Origin of the sequence: Bordetella saccharivorans, assembly GCF_045862855.1 — a bacterium.
Taxonomy (GTDB): domain Bacteria; phylum Pseudomonadota; class Gammaproteobacteria; order Burkholderiales; family Burkholderiaceae_B; genus Bordetella_A; species Bordetella_A petrii_F.
The window spans coordinates 2,914,246-2,932,097 of record NZ_BAAFZO010000001.1; the positions used below are offsets into that span (position 1 = coordinate 2,914,246).

Consider the following 17,852-nt stretch of genomic DNA (forward strand, 5'->3'; position numbering starts at 1 on the left):
CATCCGCCGCGGCGCGCGGCGGGCGGCACGCAACCGCCCGTCGATCCTCCATGACTTCCACCATGTCAGCTATTGCGCCGGGCTCGGACAGCGAGCATGCACCGGGCCAGTCTCCCATTGCCATCCAGGTCATCGAACGCGCCATGCGTCTGCTGGACGCGCTGGCCGCCCAGCCCGACCCCGTCACGCTGAAAGAGCTATCCGCCACCACCGGCCTGCATGCCTCGACCGCCCACCGCATTCTCAACGACCTGGTCGTCGGGCGCTATGTCGAACGGGTCGACAACGGCCTGTACCAGCTCGGCATGCGCCTGCTCGAGCTCGGCTCGCTGGTCAAGGGCCGGCTGAATGTGCGCGAGGCCGCCATTTCCGCCATGCGTTCGCTGCACAAGCTGACCGGCCAGACCATCAACCTGTCGGTGCAGCAGGGCGACGAGATCGTCTATATCGACCGCGCCTGGAGCGAGCGTTCCGGCATGCAGGTGGTGCGCGCCATCGGCGGGCGCGCGCCGCTGCACCTGACCTCCACCGGCAAGTTGTTCCTGTCCACCTATGACACCCGGCAGGTGCGCGCCTATGCGCTGCGCACCGGCCTGGCGGGCCATACCCGCAACAGCCTGACCGAGCTCGAGCGCCTCGAACGCGAGCTGGCGCTGGTGCGCCGCCATGGCTACGCGCGCGACAACGAAGAACTCGAGCTCGGCGTGCGCTGCATCGCGGCGGGCATCTTCGACGACACCGGCAAGCTGGTGGCCGGGCTGTCGATCTCGGCTCCCGCTGAACGGTTGCAGGACGAATGGATCCAGGCCCTGGTCGAGACGGCCCGCAATATTTCCGAGGCGCTCGGCTACGAGCCCACGGTGGCGGCCCAGGCCGTCGGCAAGGGCCTCGCCCCGCACGCCGTGCGCACCTGACACCCACATGCATGCGCCGCTCCGGGGCGCAATAAAAAACCCCCGGCGCAGGCCGGGGGTTCCAGGGGCCCGAAGGCCAGGGATCGTTAGTCTTATTGTTTCGGTACGCCGGCCTTCTTGAACAGCTCGGCCCATTGCGGCACTTGCTGCTGCACCTTGGCGTCCAGCGCCTTGGGATTGGCCTCGTCGTTCAGCACTTCCGCGCCCAGGCCCGCCATGCGTTCCTTGAACTTGGCATCGGCCAGGCCGGCCTGCAGCGCCTTGACCAGCTTGTCGACCACCGGCTGCGGCGTGCCCTTCGGCACCCACATGCCATGCCAGATGCCGACCTGGAAGCCCTTGAAGCCGGATTCGTCCATGGTGGGCAGGTCGGGCAGGGTGGGCACGCGCTTCAGGCTGGTGACGGCGTATGCCTTCACTTTCTTGGCGTTGATGTGCTGGGTGGTGTTGGTGGTCTGGTCGCACAGCATGTCGACCTGCTTGCCCAGCAGGTCGTTCATGGCCGGGCCCGTGCCCTTGTAGGGGATGGTGAGCAGGTCCACGCCCAGGGCGTCGATCAGCATGGTGCCGCACAGGTGGCTGGCCGCGCCGATGCCGGCATTGGCGAGCGAGACCTTGTCCTTGTTGGCCTTGACGTACTCGACCATTTCCTTGATGTTGTTGGGCGGGAAGTCCTCGCGCGCGATCACCGTCATGGGGACATCGACCACCAGGCCGACCGGCTCGAAGCTCTTGAACGGGTCGTAGCCCGGGTCCTTGTACAGCGAGGGCGCCGTGGTAAACCCCAGGTGCATCAGCAATACGGTGTAGCCGTCGGCCTCGGCCCGCCCGACATACGACGTGCCGATGGTGCCGCCCGCGCCGGCGCGGTTCTCGACCACGACCGTCTGGCCCAGGGTCGGGCGCATGGCTTCGGCCAGCGAACGGGCCACGTTGTCGGTGGGCCCGCCCGCCGAGAACGGCACCACCATGTTGATGGGCCGTTCCGGGTATTCCGCCTGGGCGGCGCCCGCGGCGAGCAGGGCGCCGGCAGCCAGCAGTGCCGAAAGCGTACGGGGGAGGAATGTCATGAGGTCTCCTGTGCCGCGGGGTACGCGGCGGTGTTTTCACTGGGACTGACGAGTCTTTCTTGGAGTGTCATCAGGTGGTCGCCAGTGTAGAAAACAATGCCCGAGCCGTCACCGGGTATTTCCCCCGATTTCTGCGGGAGCGCAAAGCTTGTTTGCTGCATCGCATCAAAAGTGCTTGACAGGGGTAATCCGGCCGGTAAAATAGCCTTTGTGCAGTGCAACAAACGCGCCCGGCGATAGCTTGCAACATCATGCCCGCGCACGTTTACCTTTTCGTCGCCACGCAACGTTATCCGCCGGCCCCGCCGGCGCCAAGCCCAGGAGCCCCTCATGACCGCCATTCCGCAGCAAGTTCTGGATCGCCAGAAATCCGCCCTGAACACCCTGGTCGCCACCCAGGCCACCCTGTTTGCCGGCTTCGAAAAGCTGGTCGACCTGAACCTGAAGGTCGTCAAGGCCACGCTCGACGAAGTCGCCCAGCAATCGCAGCAGGCGGTCGACGTGAAAGACCCCCAGGAAGCCGCCGCTTTCGCCAGCTCGCTGGTGCAGCCGGGCGCCGAAAAGGCCCTGGCCTACGGCAAGCACGTGTATGACATCGTCGCCGGCGTGCAGGGCGAGCTGGCCAAGCTGGCCGAAGCCCAGATCGCCGAAGGCCAGCAGCAGTTGGCCGACGCCGTCGAGCAGTTCTCCAAGAACGCGCCCACCGGCTCGGAAAGCGCCGTCGCCCTGCTGAAGTCCTCGCTGGCCACGGCCAATGGCGCCTATGAGTCGCTGACCAAGGCCGCCAAGCAGGCCGCCGAAGTGGCCGAGTCGAACCTGAACGCCGCCGCCAACGCCACCTTCAAGGCCGCCAGCGACGCCGCCGACGCCGCCACCAAGTCGACCCGCGGCCGCCGCGCGGCCGCCTGAGGCCCGGCGCGGGGCTGTTGCCGCCGGCCAGTCTGTAGTACTGTTGAGAAACAGAGCAGAGCTGGAATTAGGCCACCCCTCGGGGTGGCTTTTTTTAACTCGCCTCGCTCCGGCATGAAAAAAGCCTCCCGCAGGGAGGCTTTTGCGTGTCTGGCGCGTGCGCCGGGGCGCGGCTCAGGCGGCCGCGACGGCCCGCACGCATTCGCCGACCAGCGCCGGCCCGCGGTAGATCAGCCCGGTGTACAGCTGCACCGCATTGGCGCCGGCCTCGATCTTCTCTTTGGCCTGGCGGCCGGACATGATGCCGCCCACGCCGATGATGGCGGCGTCCGGCCCCATGCGCTCGCGCAGCCGGGCGATGACAGCCAGCGACAGGGCGTGCACCGGCGCGCCCGACAGCCCGCCCGCCTCGTTGGCATGGGGTTGCCCGGCCACCGCGTCGCGCGACAGGGTCGTGTTGGTGGCGATGACGCCATCCACCCCATGGCGCGGCAGGATGTCGGCGATGGCGTCGATCTGGTCCTGCGACAGGTCGGGCGCGATCTTGACGGCCAGCGGCACATGGCGCTGGTGGCGGTCCGCCAGCTCGGCGCGCTTGTCGCGCAGGCGCGCCAGCAGGGCGCCGAGTTCGTCGCCGCCTTGCAGCGCGCGCAGGTTCTTGGTGTTGGGCGAGGAGATGTTCACCGTGACATAGTCGGCGTGCGCATAGACGCCTTCCAGGCCCAGCAGGTAATCGTCGGCGGCGCGCTCGATCGGCGTGTCGGCGTTCTTGCCGATGTTCAGGCCCAGCACGCCGCCCTGCGCGCGCCACTGGCTGCGCTGCACGTTGGCGATGAAGGCCTCCAGCCCCTGGTTGTTGAAGCCCAGGCGGTTGATCAGCGCCTGGGCGCGCGGCAGGCGGAACATGCGCGGCTTGGGGTTGCCCGGCTGCGCGCGCGGCGTGACCGTGCCCACCTCCACGAAGCCGAACCCCAGGTTGCCCAGCGCGTCGATATAAGCGCCGTTCTTGTCCAGGCCGGCGGCCAGCCCCACGGGGTTGTCCAGCGCCAGCCCCATCAGGGTGGCGGGCGCGCGGGGCCGGTCGCGCAACAGCTTGCGCGTGGCGCCGCAATCGTAGGCGCGCTGCAGGCCGGCCAGCGTGACCTCGTGGGCGGTTTCGGCGTCCATGGCGAACAGCGCCGGACGCGCCAGGGGATAGGCTTGGAACAGGATCGACATGGGGCGCAATTGTAGCGAGTTTGCGCGGCCGGGCCGGTTCAGGGCTGGTCGGCCGGCGGTTCCTGCCAGGTCCCGTCCAGGTGCATCTGCAGCGGCCGGAATGCCGATTTGTACGCCATCTTGCGGCTGTCGCGGATCCAGTAGCCCAGGTACAGCCAGGGCAGGTCCAGGGTGCGGCACTGCTCGATCTGCCACAGGATGTTGTATGTGCCCAGGCTGCCGCGCGCGGCCGGATCGTAGAACGTGTAGACGGACGACAGGCCGTCATCGAGCACGTCGATGATCGATACCATGGCCAGCGTGCCGTCAGGCTCGCGAAACTCGACCAGGCGCGTGTTGACCCGGCTGGTCAGCAGGAACTGCGCGTACTGCGTGCGGCTGTCTTCATCCATGCCGCCGCCGGGATGGCGGCCCTGCTGGTAGCGGGTGTAGAGGTCATAGTGCTCCGGCGACCAGGCCAGCTCGGCCACGAACGCGCGCAGCCCCTGGTGGCCGCGCCAGGCGCGCCGCTGGCTGCGGCTGGGCGCGAAGCGCGCGGTGTCCACGCGCACCGGCACACAGGCCTTGCAGCTGTCGCAATGCGGCCGGTAGGTGAACAGCCCGCTGCGCCGGAAACCCTGCTCCACCAGTTGGGAATAGGCGCCGGCGTTGATCAGGTGGCCGGGCGCCGCCACCTGCGACCGCGCCTGGCGGCCAGGCAGGTAGCTGCACGGGTAGGGGGCCGTGGAATAGAACTGCAGCGTGGCGAAAGGAAGTTCTTTGAGCTGGCTCATCGGCGGCGCCGCGCGGGCGTCGGGCCGGCGGCTAATAGACATCTTAACGCCGAAGCGGGCGGCTCAGGAGGACAGCAGCGAGTCCGAGCGCGGATGCAACACCCCCAGGCTGTCCAGGCGCCCCGGCCGCCAGGCCGGCCGCGGCTCGCCCACCGCGGCCCGCACGTGCGCCACGAAGCGCTCGCGCGGCACCGGCCGGGCGCCCAGGCTGGCGAGATGGCGGGTCTGCTGCTGGCAATCGATCCATTCGACGCCGGCGCGCCGCAGGAACGCCACCAGATAGGCCAGCGCGATCTTGGATGCGTCCGGCGCGCGCGTGAACATCGATTCGCCGAAGAACATGCGGCCCAGGCTGATGCCGTACAGCCCGCCGGCCAGTTCGCCGTCGATCCAGGTTTCCACGCTATGGGCGGCGCCGGCGGCATGCCAGGCGCGATAGGCGCGCCGCATGGCGGCCGTGATCCAGGTGCCCGCCTGGCCGCCGCGCGGCGCCGCGCAATGGGCCACGACGGCCTCGAAGGCCGTGTCCACGCGCACTTGCACGCGCGGCAGCAGGCTGGACTCGTCGCGCGCGATCTGCCGCAGCAGCTTGCGCAGCGAATGCGAAGGCGCGAAATCGGCGCACGCCAGCACCATGCGCGGGTCCGGGCTCCACCAGAGGATCGGCTCGCCTTCGCCATACCAGGGAAAGATGCCGTTCGAATAGGCCAGGGTCAGGCGTTCCAGCGACAGGTCTGCGCCGGCGGCCAGCAGGCCGTCGGGGTCGGTCAGGGCGTGCTCGACCGGCGGAAAGGGCGTGTCGGGGGAAAGCCAGGGCAGCTTCAAGATCAGCGGTGCGATTCGAGCGTGTAGTGATGGGTGCCGAAGCTCCCGCGCCGGCGGTCTTCCAGGAACTGCTTGAGGGTCGTGGCCACCGTGCGGAACGACAAGTCTTCCCAGGGGATGTCGGCCTCGTCGTAGTAGCGGGCTTCCAGGCTTTCCGGGCCGGGGTCGAGCTCGGGGCCCAGCGCCTCGGCCAGGTAGAACAGGTGGACCTGTTCGATCTGCGGCACATCGATCACCGTGAACAGCTGGCCCAGCGCGATGCGCGCGCCGGATTCCTCCAGCGTTTCGCGGGCCGCCCCCTGGGCGGTGCTTTCGCCCAGCTCCATGAAGCCGGCCGGCAGCGTCCAGGTGTCGTAGCGCGGCTCGATGGCGCGCCGGCACAGCAGGATGCGGCCCTGCCAGACCGGCACGGTGCCCACCACCATGCGCGGGTTCTGGTAGTGGATGGCGCCGCAGTGGTCGCAGATGTCGCGCTCGCGGTTGTCGCCGTCGGGCACCCGCCGGTTGATCGGGGCGCCGCATTGGCTGCAGAAGCGCGCGCGGCGCGGCGCGGGGAAATACTTCGGAGGCGATTGGGCGGTCATGGCGTCGATTCTAACGGCAGTCGGGGCCGCTGGAGCGGCGCCGCGCGCGCGCCTCAAGGCTGTGGCATGGCCACGAAGCCGAGCAGCGCCGGGATGTCGGCGCGCGCCACGTCCGTATGCAAGGGGGCGGCGGCCGCCAGCGACGGGTGCGTCACCAAGAGCTCGCCCGTGGCGGTCTCCAGCGCATCCGCCAGCGGCCGGCCATCGGCGCTGCGCAACTGTTCGAGCAGGGCGGGCAGGTCGCGGCCTTCCACCATGGCCGGCCCCGGCTCGGCCTGCGCATACAAACGCCCGGTGTCGTCCAGCCACCAGCCGGCCACGGCGCGCAGCGGCAGGCCGGTGTGCGTGACCAGGCTGGCGCCGTCGTCGGCCAGGCGCAGCAGATAGGGCGCCGCGTCCAGGCGCACGTAGACCCGCTGGGGGCCGTTCTGGAAATACCAGCGGCCCTGGGCATCGCCCTCGTAGTTGCGGCCGATGAAGTCCTGGATCTGCGCATTGCCGATCGATTCGCCCGGCCCGCCGGCGGCGGCATCGCCCTGCGGATGCAGGCGCCAGCGCGCGCGCTCGTCCAGCGAAAGCCAGCCGTAGACCGCGGGAACATCCGGCCAGCGGGCCAGCGCTTGTTTGACGGAAGGATCCATGGCGGCAATATGCGGGACCAACGGCCCGCGAATCAAGTGCCCGGGCTACTTGCCCGCATATCGGGCGAGGATGCGCTGCGCCTTGTACACGTCCACCTTGCGCGAAAACTGGCGCTGGATGGGCTCCGTGGCGCTGGAGATCCATATCTTCATCTCCGCGTCCAGGTCGAAGTGCCCGGTCGTTTCGATGGCGAAATGAGAGATGCTCTTGTACGGGATCGAGTGGTACTCGATCTTGCGGCCGGTGAGGCCCTGCTTGTCGATGAGGATCAGCCGCCGGTCGGTCAGGCAGAACATGTCGCGGACCAGCTTGTACGCCAATTCGATGCGTTCGCCCTCGTCGAGCAACTGGCCGATCTCGCTTTCGGCCTGCGCGATGCTGAGTTCGCTGGCATTGCCGAGCAATCCGTCCATCAATCCCATGCGGGTCTCCCGTTAGTGCGGGTGGTTTCTGCGGGTGGCTTGCGTTGGTGCGGGGTGGTTATACCAGCCGGGGCGCCCAACGAAAAAGGCCCCCATCGCTGGGAGCCTTGTTCTACTGGAGGCGCAAGCCGGAATCGAACCGACGTACACGGATTTGCAATCCGCTGCATAACCACTCTGCCATTGCGCCAGGGGCGTTGTGCCAAGCCCGCCATTGTACAGGAATCCGTACCGTTGTGTCGTGGCGGTGACCACGCCAGGCGCGCGACGAGCATGGCCAAACAAAAAGGCCCCGCAGGGGCCTTTTGTTGCGACCCGGCCAGGCAAGGCCGCCTGCCGGAGCGCGAAATTCTGGAGCGGGAAACGAGTCTCGAACTCGCGACCTCAACCTTGGCAAGGTTGCGCTCTACCAACTGAGCTATTCCCGCTTGGATTTGCCGCCCGCCTTGCGTAACAAGGAAAGCACCAAAGAAAGAAAGTATAGCATCATTTTTTTGGCGTTGCCATCCCCCAGGCCTCCTAGGCCGATGGCAGGGCTACCGGCCCGTGGCCGGGCGGTATAGAGTGACGCGCATGCCATCATCCATTGATTCCCAGGTTCCCGTCGCCGCCCTGGTTTATCGCGACGCTTCCCGCGATGCCGACGCGCTGCTGGCGGCATTCGCGGCCGACATGCTGGCGCGCGGCCACCGGCTGCACGGCCTGTTGCAGCAGGCCGCGCCGGCGCCGGGCGGCGGGGCGCCGCGGCGGCGGCTGGTGGACCTGCGTTCCGGCCGCGCGTACCGCGTGTCGCAGGATCTCGGCCCCGGCTCGCGGGCCTGCAGCGTCGATCCCGGCGGGCTGGCGGTGGCCAGCCAGGTGTTGCGCGCGGCCCTGGACGCGCGCGCCGATCTGGCCATCGTCAATCGCTATGGCGAACTCGAGGCCGCCGGCAGCGGCTTCGCCCAGGAGATGCTGGCGCTGATGAGCGAGGGCATCCCCCTGCTGACCGTGGTGGCGGCGCGCTTCCTGCCCGATTGGCGCCGGTTCACCGGCCAGGCCGGTGTCGAACTGCCGCTCGAGCGGCCAGCCTTGCAGGCCTGGTTCGACATCGTGGCCGGCCCCGGCGCCGCCGCGGGGGCAGGCGCCGCATCATGAGTATCGAGTCGATTGATTTTGCGCAGTTGTACCGCGAGCACCTGGCGGCGTCGCGCGGACGCCCCAAGCCGGCCCAGGCCTGGGACGCGCGGGCTGGCGAGCTGGCCCGCCGCATGCCGCACAGCCGCTACGCGCAGGAGTTCATTGGCCGCATGGCGCTCGATGGCGCGCGCAGCTTGCTGGATGTAGGCTGCGGCCCTGGCACGCTGGCCGTGCCGTTGGCGCGCCGGCTCGAGCGGGTAGTGGGCATGGACTACAGCCCGGGCATGCTCGAAGCCCTGGCGCAGCAGGCCCGGGAGCACGGGCTGGCCAATGTGCAGCCGTTGCTGCGCGCCTGGGAGGACGACTGGAGCGACGTGCCCGTGTGCGACATCGTGGTGGCGTCGCGTTCCACCGTGGTCGAGGACCTGGCTGCCGCGCTGGCCAAGCTGCATGCAAAGGCGCGCCGCCATGTCTACCTGACCCACCTGGCGGGCGGGCATTTCATCGATCCGGCCATCCAGCGCGTCGTCGGCCGCGAACGGCCGCCCATGCCGGATTACATCTACGTGCTGAACATCCTGCATGGCATGGGCATTCATGCGGCGGTCGACTACATCACGGTGGACAGCCAATTGGCCAGCACAGCCGGTTTCGACGACTACGCGCGCCGCGTGGCGCGCTCGATGGGCGGGCTCGACGACGGCGAACGCGCACGGCTGCGCGCCTGGTATGACGGCGCCTCGCCGCGCGCCCGCGCCGGCGCGCCGCTGCGCTGGGCTTTCATTCATTGGCGCGCGGACGAGGCCGGGCGGCCTTAGCGTGTCGCTCAGCCGTCCAGCGACACGGCCTCGCGCCGCAACACCGCCTGCACGGCCGGCCTTTCGGCCAGCCGCAGGCTGGCGTCGGTCCAGGCCGGGCAATCCTTGCGCATGTCCAGGCCGATGCGATTGCCCCAGCGGTACAGCACCAGCAGGAATGGGTCGACGATGGTGTAGCCGCCCGGCAGGGCCCAGCGGCGGCCATCGGCGAACTGCTGTTCGATGACCTGGCATGCCGCGCCGATGGTGCGCCGGGCGTGCGCCCGGATCGCATCGTGGTGCGCGGTGTCGGCGCTGAAGCGCTCCGGCCGCCAGATGCCGCCGTAGCCGGTGCCGTGCACCCAGCCCGACAGCCATCCCAGCCACTCGTGGCAGCGCGCCTCGGCCAGCGGGTCGCCATGGGGCAGCAGGCCGGCTTGCGGGTATTGGCGAGCCAGATAGACCAGAATGGCGTGCAGTTCGGTCAGCACCCGCGGTTGGCCGGGGATGCCCAGCGCCGGCACGCGCGCCTTGGGGTTGATGGCGAGGTAGTCGGCCCGATGGTTGGCGGCCTGCGCAAGGTCGACGTATTCCAGCGTGAAATCCGCCTGCACGTCTTCGAGGACGATATGCGCCGCCATGGAGCAGGCGCCCGGAAAATAGAAGAGTCGGTAGGTCATGCGGGCAGTCTATGGACCGTCCGCGCGTCCCGCAAACCAAGATTTGTGAGAGCCGGGCATTAGTGATATTAATGGCGGACCATGGCCGGACGACCTATTCCTCCCCTGCAGACCCTGCGCGCTTTCGAGGCGGCGGTGCGGCTGCGCAGCTTCACCCGCGCCGCCGATGAACTGGCGCTGACGCAGGGCGCGGTCAGCCAGCACATCCGGCGGCTGGAAGCGCTGCTGGGCCAGCCGCTGTTCGAGCGCGAGCACCAAGGCGTGGCGCCGACGGCGCACGCGCAGGCGCTGGCGCTGCAGGCCCGGCAGGGCTTGTCCGTGCTGGAGCGCGCCTTCGGCAGGCAGGCCGCCGTGCCCGCCCGCGCCGCCGCGCCGCGGCCTGCGTCGCGGGCGCTGGTGCTGAGCGTGCTGCCGGCCTTCGCGCGGCGCTGGCTGGGGCCGCGTCTCGCGCGTTTTCACGCCGCGCATCCGGGGATTGCGCTGGAGGTCCGTCCCAGTACCGGCTTGGCGCGCCTGGACAGCCGCGACCGCATTGATGTCGCGCTGCGCTACGGGCCAGGCAAATGGCCGGGCCTGAAAAGCGCCAAGCTGATGGACGAGGAGATCTTCCCGGTGGCCAGCCCGGCCTATCGCCGGGGCCGGCGGCTGCGCACGCCGCGCGACCTGCACCGCTGCGTGTTGCTGCGGCATACCTGGCAGCCCTGGGAGCCCTGGTTCCAGGCCGCCGGCCTGGATTTGGTCGAGCCCGCCGACGGGCCGCATTTCGACGATACCGAGGCCTTGCTCGAGGCCGTGGAGGCCGGCGCCGGCGTGGCCCTGGCGCGCCGCACCCTGGTCGAGGCGCAATTGGCCGACGGCCGCCTGGCGCGCCTCTGGGACATCGGCATTGCCGACGTGCATGCCCACTATCTGGTCTGGCGGCCGGACAGCGGCAAGCTGGCGGCCATCGAGGCTCTGCGGCGCTGGCTGTGTCGCGAGGCGCGAGCCGCCGCACGCTGATGGCGGGCCGGCCCGCGGCCGGCCATATCAGGCGGCCGCGCCCGTCTCGCGCCGGATCAGTTCGGCGATCGTGCGCTGGCGGGCTGCCGGCATGCGATCGACGATGCACGACACGCTGACCGCCAGGCGCGGGTAGCCCGCGGGGTCGCGCAGCGCGACGCCGACCCCGAGCACGCCCGGCACCGCGGCGTTGCCGACCACCGACCAGCCACGGTCGCGCGTCGCTTCCACCAGCAGCCGCATGCGCGCGATCGTCATGTTCCCGTACGAGCGCAGCGCCTCGCGATTCTGCTGCAGCACCGCTTCGGCCTCGTCGGCCGGCAGTGCCGCCAGCAGCGCCAGGCCGGCCGCGCCGACGCCAAGCGGTTGCCGATGGCCGATGGTGACGGCCAGCACTTGCACGGGATAACTGCCGATTTCCCGATGCAGGCAAAGCGAATCCGAACCGACGCGGCAGATCAGGAAAGAAGAGTCGCCCGTGTCATCGCTGATGCGCCGCATGGCGGGCGCCAGCTGTGCCACCGACAGCGCCCGCGTGTCGGCTGGCTGGGCCCAGGTCGATGCCACGCGATACCGGCCGGTATCCGGGTCGCGCGTGGCATAGCCTTCCTCCACCAGCACCGAGACATAGCGGTACACGCTGGTCCGCTGCATGGCCAGGGCCCGCGCAATGCCGAGGATGTCCAGGCCATCGGGCGCGCCGCGCAGCGCCGCCAGGATGTGCAGGCCGCGCCGCAGGGTGCGCGCGCCGGAGTCGACGGTTTCCTGTTTGTTCATTATTTGAACGAGATTGTTTTTCCAATTGCATGGTACGCGCCCATCATATCTTGGCCGCTTATGCAGCGGTGTTTGGATAATGAACAAAAAGGTAGGAGACTGTCATGCAATCTGTTATTCGATCCATGGCCCGGGCGGCGGCGTCGCTGCTGGCCGGCGCCGCCTTGTTGCCAACGGCCGCGGGCGCCGCCGGGGCCTATCCTGAGCGGCCGGTCACGCTGGTCGTCGGCTACGCGGCCGGCGGGGCCACCGACATCGTGGCGCGCCTGATCGCCAAGTCCCTGTCGGACTCGCTGGGGCAGTCCGTGGTCGTGGAAAACCGCACCGGGGCCAACAGCAACATCGGCGCCGAAGTGGTGGCGCGCGCCAAGCCGGACGGCTACACGCTGTACGTGGGTTCGATCGCCAACACGATCAATCGCACCCTCTACGAAAAGCTCAACTACGATTTCAAGCAGGATTTCGCGCCGGTGGCGCTGCTGGCCACCATTCCGAACATCCTGGTGGTGCATCCCAAGCTGCCGATCAAGTCGGTGCAGGAATACATCGCCTACGCCAAGCAGCATCCCGGCAAGCTGACCTGCGCGTCGTCCGGCAGCGGCTCGTCCATCCACCTGTCGTGCGAGATCTTCAAGATGGAAACCGGCACCGACATCCTGCATGTGCCGTATCGCGGCAGCGGCCCGGCGGTGGCCGATCTGCTGGGCGGGCAGGTGGATTCCATGTTCGACAACCTGCCCTCGTCGCTGCCCCACGTGAAGGCCGGCAAGCTGCGCGCCCTGGGCGTGACCTCGCTGGAGCGGGCGCCCTTTGCCCCCGACGTGCCGACGCTGGCGCAATCCGGCCTGCCCGGTTTTTCGGTGCAGTCCTGGTTCGCGGTGATGGCGCCCGCGAAGACGCCGCAGCCCATCGTGGCCAAGCTGAATGAAGCCATCAACCAGGGGCTGGGCAGCGCGGCGATGCGGGAAGCCTATGCTGCCGCCGGTTTCGTGCTGCCGGCCGAGCCGAATACGCCGGCGACCTTGCAGAAATTCATAGACAGCGAAATCGACAAGTGGGGCAAGGTCGTGACCACGGCCGGCCTCAAAGTGCAATAGCAGGACCCCAGGAGCCGTACGTGTATCCGATTGACTTCTTTCTCCGGGCAGCCGCCCGCTATCCCGGGCGCATCGCGCTGGACACGCCGCAGGGCGCCTGGACCTACGCGCGGCTGCGCGACGAAGTGCAGGCGCTGGGCGCGGCCCTGCAGGCGCTGGATCCCGCCCCGCAGAGCCGGGTGGCGATCTGCGCCGGCAATACCGCGCAGCACGCGGTGGCCCTGCTGGCGGTGCTGGCGGCCGGCAAGGTCTGGGTGCCGCTGAACTACCGCAGCACCGCGCCGGAGATCGCGCGCATCGTCGCCGCGACCGAGCCCGGTATCGTGATCACCGACCAGGTCGGTGCGCCATTGGTGCAAGGCGCGGCGTCGGTGCACGTGCGCCTGGATGCCAGCCAGGGCGACCTGTCGCTGGCAAGCCTGCTGCAAGCCTACGCGGGGCGCGCGCCGGTCCGTTGCGAGCCCGGTACCGATGCCACCCAGGCCATCAAGTTCACCGGCGGCACGACCGGCCTGCCCAAGGGCGTGATGCAGCCGTACCGCGCCTGGAATGCCGTCATCGTCAACCAGATCCACGCCTGGCAGTTGACCAGCGAAGACCGCTATGTGGTGGCCGCGCCGGTGACGCACGGGACGTCGACTTATCTGTTGCCCGTGCTGGCGCAGGGCGGCACCCACCTGTTCCTGGCGGAATCCTCACCGGCGGCCATTACCGCGGCGTTCCGCGAGCGCGGCGGCACGCTGGCCTTCATGCCGCCCACGCTGATCTACATGTTGATGGCGCAGCCCGGCGTGTCGCGGGCGGATTTCCCGCGCCTGCGCAACCTGATCTATGGCGGCGCGCCGATGCCGGTGGAAAAGTTCGAGCAGGTGCGCGAATTCTTCGGCCCGGTGGTGGGCGCGACCTACGGCCAGACCGAATCGCCGCAGATCGTCACCGCCATTACCCCCGCCGAGCTGGCAGAGCCGGCCAACCTGGGATCGGCGGGGCGCGCCACCTGGTTCTCCGAGTTCGCCATCATGGACCGCGAAGGCCGCCTATTGCCGGCGAGACAGGCGGGCGAAGTGGTGGTGCGCGGCGACCTCGTCATGACAGGCTATTGGCGCCTGCCGGACAAGACCGCCGAGACCATTGTCGACGGCTGGCTGCACACCGGCGATGTGGGCCTCGTGGACGAACGCGGCTATCTGTATATCAAGGACCGCTTGCGCGATGTCATCATCACCGGAGGCTTCAACGTCTACCCCCTCGACGTCGAGAATGCGCTGGCCCAGCACCCCGCTGTCTACGAGTGCGCGGTGTTCGGCATTCCCGACGATAAATGGGGCGAGGCCGTGCAGGCGGCCGTGCAGTTCCATGGCGGCGCCAGCGCCGATCCGCAGGAACTCATGGCGTTCGTCCGCGACAGGCTCGGTCCGGTGCATACCCCCAAGCGCATCCATGTTTTCGCCAGCCTGCCGCGTTCTTCCGTGGGCAAGGTGCTCAAGAATGTCGTCCGGGATTCCGTCATCAAGGAGATCGCATGAACCGCCCCGTCACCCGCCTGTGCGCCCACCACCTGGAGGGCATGTCGTATCGCGACGCCGATTTGGTCGAGGACTTGATCGGCCAGAAGACCTTCACCGAAGTCATGTTTTCGCAAATCATGGGCCGCGAAGCGCGGCCGGTGGATTTACGCATCGTCGACGCGGTGCTCATCACCTTGATGGAGCACGGCCTGACACCCAGCGCCATTGCCACCCGCGTCGTCTACATGAGCGCGCCGGAGAACCTGCAGGGGGCCGTGGCCGCCGGCCTGATGGCAGTGGGCAGCAGCTTCGTGGGCACCATGGAAAACTGTTCGCAGCTGCTCGATCAGGTCTTGCAGGCGGACGATCCCGACGCCGAGGCGCGCGCCATCGTGCAAAGCCACCGCCAAGCCAGGAAGCCGCTGCCCGGCTTCGGCCACCACCTGCACAAGCCGGATGACCCGCGCTCCATCAAGCTGCTGCGACTGGCGCGCGCCGAGCCCGACCTGGAAGGCAAGTGGGTCGGGGCGCTGGAACTGCTGGCCCGTATGGTGGACGAGGTGTACGGCCGCCATATCACGATCAATGCCACCGGGGCGGTGGCGGCCCTGCTGGGCGAGATCGGCATCCCCACCACGTTGATGCGCGGCTTCGCCGTCATCTCGCGCGCCGCCGGCCTGGTCTCGCATGTGGCCGAAGAGCAGCAATGCCCCGCCGGCCGCTACATCTGGGAAACCATCGACCACGCCATCCCTTATGTGGGCGCCGGGAAATCCGCGCATCACGAGGAGGGCTGAACATGGCGAGCGTCGCGACTCTCCCCGGCGAGGGCAGGCCGGTCGCGCTGGTGACCGGCGGCAGCGCCGGCATCGGGCGCGCCATCACCGAGCGCCTGCTGCAGGACGGCTACGAAGTGGTCAACTTCGACCTGCGGCCGCCCGCCGCGCAATTGCCGCGCGAGACCCATGTCGCGGTCGATCTGGGCGACGCCGGTGCCACGCGCCAGGCGGTGGCCGCGCTGGCCGCGGAACGCGAGGTCCTGTACTTGGTCAACAATGCCGGCACGGTGCGACCGGCCCTGCTCGAAGATGCCACGCTGGAAGACCTGGCGGTCGTCACCGCCTTGAACATCCAGGCCCCCATGTTGCTGATGCAAGGCCTGTTGCCGGGCATGCGGCGGCGCCAGTTCGGGCGCGTCGTGAACATCGCCAGCCGTGCCGCGCTGGGCAAGACCGAACGCACCGTCTATGCCGCCACCAAGGCCGGCCTGCTGGGCATGACGCGCACCTGGGCACTGGAAATGGGCGGCGACGGCATCACCGTGAACGCGATCGGTCCGGGGCCGATCGCCACCGAGCTGTTCGAACGGGTCAACCCGCCGGGCGCGCCGCAGACTGAGCGCATCCGCGCCAGCATTCCGGTGCGGCGCATGGGCACGCCCGCCGATATCGCCCACGCGGCGGCGTCCTTGCTGGACCCGCGCGCCGGTTTCATCACCGGCCAGGTGTTGTATGTGTGCGGGGGCATGACGGTCGGGCTGGGGAATGCGGCATGAGCGACGATCTCGACAATTGGCAGGCCCTGCTACCCGCCGCCAGCTCGCGGCTGGGCGGCAAAGTGGCCCTGGTCGCGGGCGGTGGCTCGAGCGGGCCGGGCTGGAGCATCGGCAAGGCCTGCTGCGCCACGCTGGCCCGCCATGGCGCCATCGTGTGCGTCCTGGACGCCAGTCTCGATGCCGCGCGGGACGCGCTGGACGCGGTGCAGGCGCTGGGCGGCCAAGGCATGGCGCTGCAGGCGGACGTGGCCGATGCCGAGGCCATGCAGCAGGCGGTGCAGGCCGTCATGCAACGCCATGGCCGGCTCGACATCCTGCAGGCCAACGCCGGCATCGGCAAGGTCGGCGGCCCGGAAGAGATCGCCATGGCCGACTGGGAGCGCATCCAGAAAGTCAATGTCGACAGCCTGCTGGTGGCCAGCCGGCTGGTGCTGCCGATCATGCGCGAGCAGGGCGGCGGGGCCATCGTGGCGGTGTCGTCGGTGGCCGGCCTGCGTTATTTGGGCTATCCGCACCTGGCCTACAACGTAACCAAGGCGGCGGTCATCCATTTCGCCCGCATGATCGCGCAGCAATACGCCGCGCACGGCATCCGCGCCAATACCGTGGTGCCGGGCCTGATCGACACGCCGCGCGTGCGCCATACGGTGGCGCGCATGTTCTCGGCCGACGACTTCGAACAAGCCAGGGCCGCGCGCGACCGGCAGGTGCCCATGGGCCGCATGGGCACGCCCTGGGAGGTCGCCAATGCGGTGGCGTTCCTGGCGTCCGACGAGGCGGCCTACATCACTGGCACGGAGCTGGTGGTCGACGGCGGGCTGATCGGCAAGTACGCCTGAATTCCGGATTTCCGCATTCCCCCTGGCCGCCGCCCGCGCGGGGCGGCCGTACGCCTTCGCTTGACCCCGACTCACGACAGCAGTGTTTATCAGGAGAATTGCAATGTGGAATTACCGCAGCATTAAATCATTGGTAAGCCTGACCGCCATGGCCGCCGGCCTGGCGGGCGCCGCGCCGGCGAGCGCCCAAGACGCGTATCCACAGCGACCGGTCACCATCATCGTCGCATTCGCCCCGGGGGGCGCGACCGACGTGCTGGCGCGCAAACTGGCACAAAAGCTGGGCGACCACTACAAGCAGTCGTTCATGGTCGAGAACAAGCCGGGGGCGGGGGGCAATATCGGCACGGCTTATGCGGCGCGCGCCAAGCCCGACGGCTACACCCTGTACCTGGGCACCGTCGCTTCGCACGGCGTGGCCCCCAATCTGTACAAGAATACCGGCTATGACCCTGTGAAGGACTTCACCCCGATCGGGCTGATCGCGGCCAGCCCGCAGATCGTGGTGGTGAACAAGGATTCGCCGCTTCGCTCGGTGGGCGACCTGGTGCGCCATGGCAAGAGCGACAACGCGACCTATGCCTCGTCCGGCGCCGGCACCACTATTCACCTGGCCGGCGAGATGTTCAATATCAAGGCGGGAACCAGGATGGAGCATGTCCCGTTCTCGGGCAGCGGTCCTGCCGTCAATGCCCTGTTGGGCGGCCACGTGGACGTCATGTTCGACGACATGCCGTCCTCCGCGCCGCATGTAAAGGCCGGCAACCTGCGCGCGCTGGCGGTCACGGGCGCCCAGCGCTCGCCGCTGTTCCCTGATCTGCCCACGCTGTCCGAATCAGGCAAGCCGTACGGCCTTGAAGGTTTCGATGTGTCGGCGTGGTTTTTCCTGGGGGCGCCGGCCGGTATTCCCGATGACATTGCCGATTCGCTGAACCAGGCGCTCAATGCGGTCCTGGTCGAAGACGATATGAAAAGCTACGTCGCCGAGCGTGGCGCCCAGACCTTGCCCGGCACGCGCCAACAGGCCGCGCAGTTCATCGCCGGCGAGCTGAAGAAATGGAACGAGATCATTACCGTGGGCAATATCCCCAAGCTGTGATGGCCTGAACCGGCACGCTTGTTCG

At 68.7% G+C, this 17,852-nt stretch carries 20 protein-coding genes and 2 tRNA genes; 11 read left to right on the top strand and 11 right to left on the bottom strand.

Annotated elements, in window-relative coordinates; all coding sequences use genetic code 11:
* Positions 1 to 62: 62 nt before the first annotated feature.
* Positions 63 to 914 (top strand): IclR family transcriptional regulator, encoded by an 852-nt coding sequence (locus ACKTT0_RS13915; RefSeq protein WP_028356598.1) that lies wholly within the window; start codon positions 63 to 65, stop codon positions 912 to 914.
* 92 nt (positions 915 to 1,006) lie between these two features.
* On the opposite strand, the gene ACKTT0_RS13920 is transcribed toward ACKTT0_RS13915, so the two are convergent.
* On the bottom strand, positions 1,007 to 1,984 hold the full coding sequence (locus ACKTT0_RS13920; RefSeq protein ID WP_407850455.1) for a tripartite tricarboxylate transporter substrate binding protein BugD: 978 nt from the start codon (positions 1,982 to 1,984) through the stop codon (positions 1,007 to 1,009).
* A 330-nt stretch (positions 1,985 to 2,314) separates the two neighbouring features.
* Between ACKTT0_RS13920 and phaP the strand changes: the two genes are divergently transcribed.
* Complete coding sequence (gene phaP / locus ACKTT0_RS13925; RefSeq protein WP_407850456.1) at positions 2,315 to 2,893, top strand: TIGR01841 family phasin; 579 nt, start codon at positions 2,315 to 2,317, stop codon at positions 2,891 to 2,893.
* Positions 2,894 to 3,067: 174 nt separating this feature from the next.
* Here phaP and ACKTT0_RS13930 read toward each other — a convergent pair whose 3' ends face one another.
* From ACKTT0_RS13930 to ACKTT0_RS13965, 8 genes are all read right to left on the bottom strand, one after another.
* Positions 3,068 to 4,111 (bottom strand): quinone-dependent dihydroorotate dehydrogenase, encoded by a 1,044-nt coding sequence (locus ACKTT0_RS13930; RefSeq protein ID WP_407850457.1) that lies wholly within the window; start codon positions 4,109 to 4,111, stop codon positions 3,068 to 3,070.
* Positions 4,112 to 4,149: 38 nt separating this feature from the next.
* On the bottom strand, positions 4,150 to 4,884 hold the full coding sequence (locus tag ACKTT0_RS13935) for an arginyltransferase (RefSeq protein ID WP_407850458.1): 735 nt from the start codon (positions 4,882 to 4,884) through the stop codon (positions 4,150 to 4,152).
* 63 nt (positions 4,885 to 4,947) lie between these two features.
* On the bottom strand, positions 4,948 to 5,709 hold the full coding sequence (gene aat / locus ACKTT0_RS13940; RefSeq protein ID WP_407850459.1) for a leucyl/phenylalanyl-tRNA--protein transferase: 762 nt from the start codon (positions 5,707 to 5,709) through the stop codon (positions 4,948 to 4,950).
* Between the two features lie 2 nt (positions 5,710 to 5,711).
* The gene (locus tag ACKTT0_RS13945) at positions 5,712 to 6,293 is read right to left on the bottom strand and encodes an NUDIX hydrolase (protein ID WP_407850460.1); all 582 of its coding nucleotides are present in this window, start codon (positions 6,291 to 6,293) and stop codon (positions 5,712 to 5,714) included.
* 53 nt (positions 6,294 to 6,346) lie between these two features.
* Complete coding sequence (locus tag ACKTT0_RS13950; RefSeq protein ID WP_407850461.1) at positions 6,347 to 6,934, bottom strand: DUF2946 family protein; 588 nt, start codon at positions 6,932 to 6,934, stop codon at positions 6,347 to 6,349.
* 45 nt (positions 6,935 to 6,979) lie between these two features.
* Positions 6,980 to 7,357 carry a PH domain-containing protein gene (locus ACKTT0_RS13955; protein WP_028356590.1) on the bottom strand — a complete coding sequence of 126 codons (378 nt, stop codon included), beginning with the start codon at positions 7,355 to 7,357 and terminating at the stop codon, positions 6,980 to 6,982.
* A gap of 116 nt (positions 7,358 to 7,473) precedes the next feature.
* A tRNA-Cys gene (locus tag ACKTT0_RS13960) sits at positions 7,474 to 7,547 on the bottom strand.
* Between the two features lie 162 nt (positions 7,548 to 7,709).
* Positions 7,710 to 7,785: transfer RNA gene (locus ACKTT0_RS13965), tRNA-Gly, on the bottom strand.
* A 145-nt stretch (positions 7,786 to 7,930) separates the two neighbouring features.
* Here ACKTT0_RS13965 and ACKTT0_RS13970 point away from each other — a divergent pair.
* Both ACKTT0_RS13970 and ACKTT0_RS13975 read left to right on the top strand, forming a co-directional pair.
* On the top strand, positions 7,931 to 8,494 hold the full coding sequence (locus ACKTT0_RS13970) for a DUF2478 domain-containing protein (RefSeq protein ID WP_407850462.1): 564 nt from the start codon (positions 7,931 to 7,933) through the stop codon (positions 8,492 to 8,494).
* On the top strand, positions 8,491 to 9,294 hold the full coding sequence (locus tag ACKTT0_RS13975) for a class I SAM-dependent methyltransferase (RefSeq protein WP_407850463.1): 804 nt from the start codon (positions 8,491 to 8,493) through the stop codon (positions 9,292 to 9,294). Before ACKTT0_RS13970 ends, ACKTT0_RS13975 begins: the two co-directional genes overlap by 4 nt.
* An 8-nt stretch (positions 9,295 to 9,302) precedes the next feature.
* On the opposite strand, the gene ACKTT0_RS13980 is transcribed toward ACKTT0_RS13975, so the two are convergent.
* The gene (locus ACKTT0_RS13980; protein WP_407850464.1) at positions 9,303 to 9,953 is read right to left on the bottom strand and encodes a glutathione S-transferase family protein; all 651 of its coding nucleotides are present in this window, start codon (positions 9,951 to 9,953) and stop codon (positions 9,303 to 9,305) included.
* 81 nt (positions 9,954 to 10,034) lie between these two features.
* Between ACKTT0_RS13980 and ACKTT0_RS13985 the strand changes: the two genes are divergently transcribed.
* Positions 10,035 to 10,952 carry a LysR substrate-binding domain-containing protein gene (locus ACKTT0_RS13985; protein ID WP_407850465.1) on the top strand — a complete coding sequence of 306 codons (918 nt, stop codon included), beginning with the start codon at positions 10,035 to 10,037 and terminating at the stop codon, positions 10,950 to 10,952.
* Positions 10,953 to 10,979: 27 nt separating this feature from the next.
* Here ACKTT0_RS13985 and ACKTT0_RS13990 read toward each other — a convergent pair whose 3' ends face one another.
* Positions 10,980 to 11,729, bottom strand: coding sequence for an IclR family transcriptional regulator (locus tag ACKTT0_RS13990; protein WP_407850466.1), 750 nt, complete (start codon positions 11,727 to 11,729; stop codon positions 10,980 to 10,982).
* A gap of 104 nt (positions 11,730 to 11,833) precedes the next feature.
* Here ACKTT0_RS13990 and ACKTT0_RS13995 point away from each other — a divergent pair, with 104 nt between their 5' ends.
* The 6 genes from ACKTT0_RS13995 to ACKTT0_RS14020 all read left to right on the top strand — a co-directional run bounded on the left by ACKTT0_RS13995 (position 11,834) and on the right by ACKTT0_RS14020 (position 17,827).
* A complete protein-coding gene (locus tag ACKTT0_RS13995) occupies positions 11,834 to 12,826 on the top strand; it encodes a Bug family tripartite tricarboxylate transporter substrate binding protein (protein ID WP_407850467.1) in 993 nt (330 codons plus the stop codon).
* A gap of 20 nt (positions 12,827 to 12,846) precedes the next feature.
* A complete protein-coding gene (locus ACKTT0_RS14000) occupies positions 12,847 to 14,352 on the top strand; it encodes a class I adenylate-forming enzyme family protein (RefSeq protein ID WP_407850468.1) in 1,506 nt (501 codons plus the stop codon).
* On the top strand, positions 14,349 to 15,131 hold the full coding sequence (locus tag ACKTT0_RS14005; RefSeq protein ID WP_407850469.1) for a citryl-CoA lyase: 783 nt from the start codon (positions 14,349 to 14,351) through the stop codon (positions 15,129 to 15,131). The genes ACKTT0_RS14000 and ACKTT0_RS14005 overlap by 4 nt, the downstream gene beginning before the upstream one ends.
* 2 nt (positions 15,132 to 15,133) lie before the next feature.
* Positions 15,134 to 15,889 (top strand): SDR family NAD(P)-dependent oxidoreductase, encoded by a 756-nt coding sequence (locus ACKTT0_RS14010; protein WP_407850470.1) that lies wholly within the window; start codon positions 15,134 to 15,136, stop codon positions 15,887 to 15,889.
* Positions 15,886 to 16,728, top strand: a complete 843-nt coding sequence (locus ACKTT0_RS14015; RefSeq protein ID WP_407850471.1) for an SDR family NAD(P)-dependent oxidoreductase — start codon at positions 15,886 to 15,888, stop codon at positions 16,726 to 16,728. Before ACKTT0_RS14010 ends, ACKTT0_RS14015 begins: the two co-directional genes overlap by 4 nt.
* Before the next feature lie 103 nt (positions 16,729 to 16,831).
* Positions 16,832 to 17,827: a Bug family tripartite tricarboxylate transporter substrate binding protein gene (locus ACKTT0_RS14020; protein ID WP_407850472.1), complete on the top strand. Its 996-nt coding sequence runs from the start codon at positions 16,832 to 16,834 to the stop codon at positions 17,825 to 17,827.
* Positions 17,828 to 17,852: the final 25 nt, after the last annotated feature.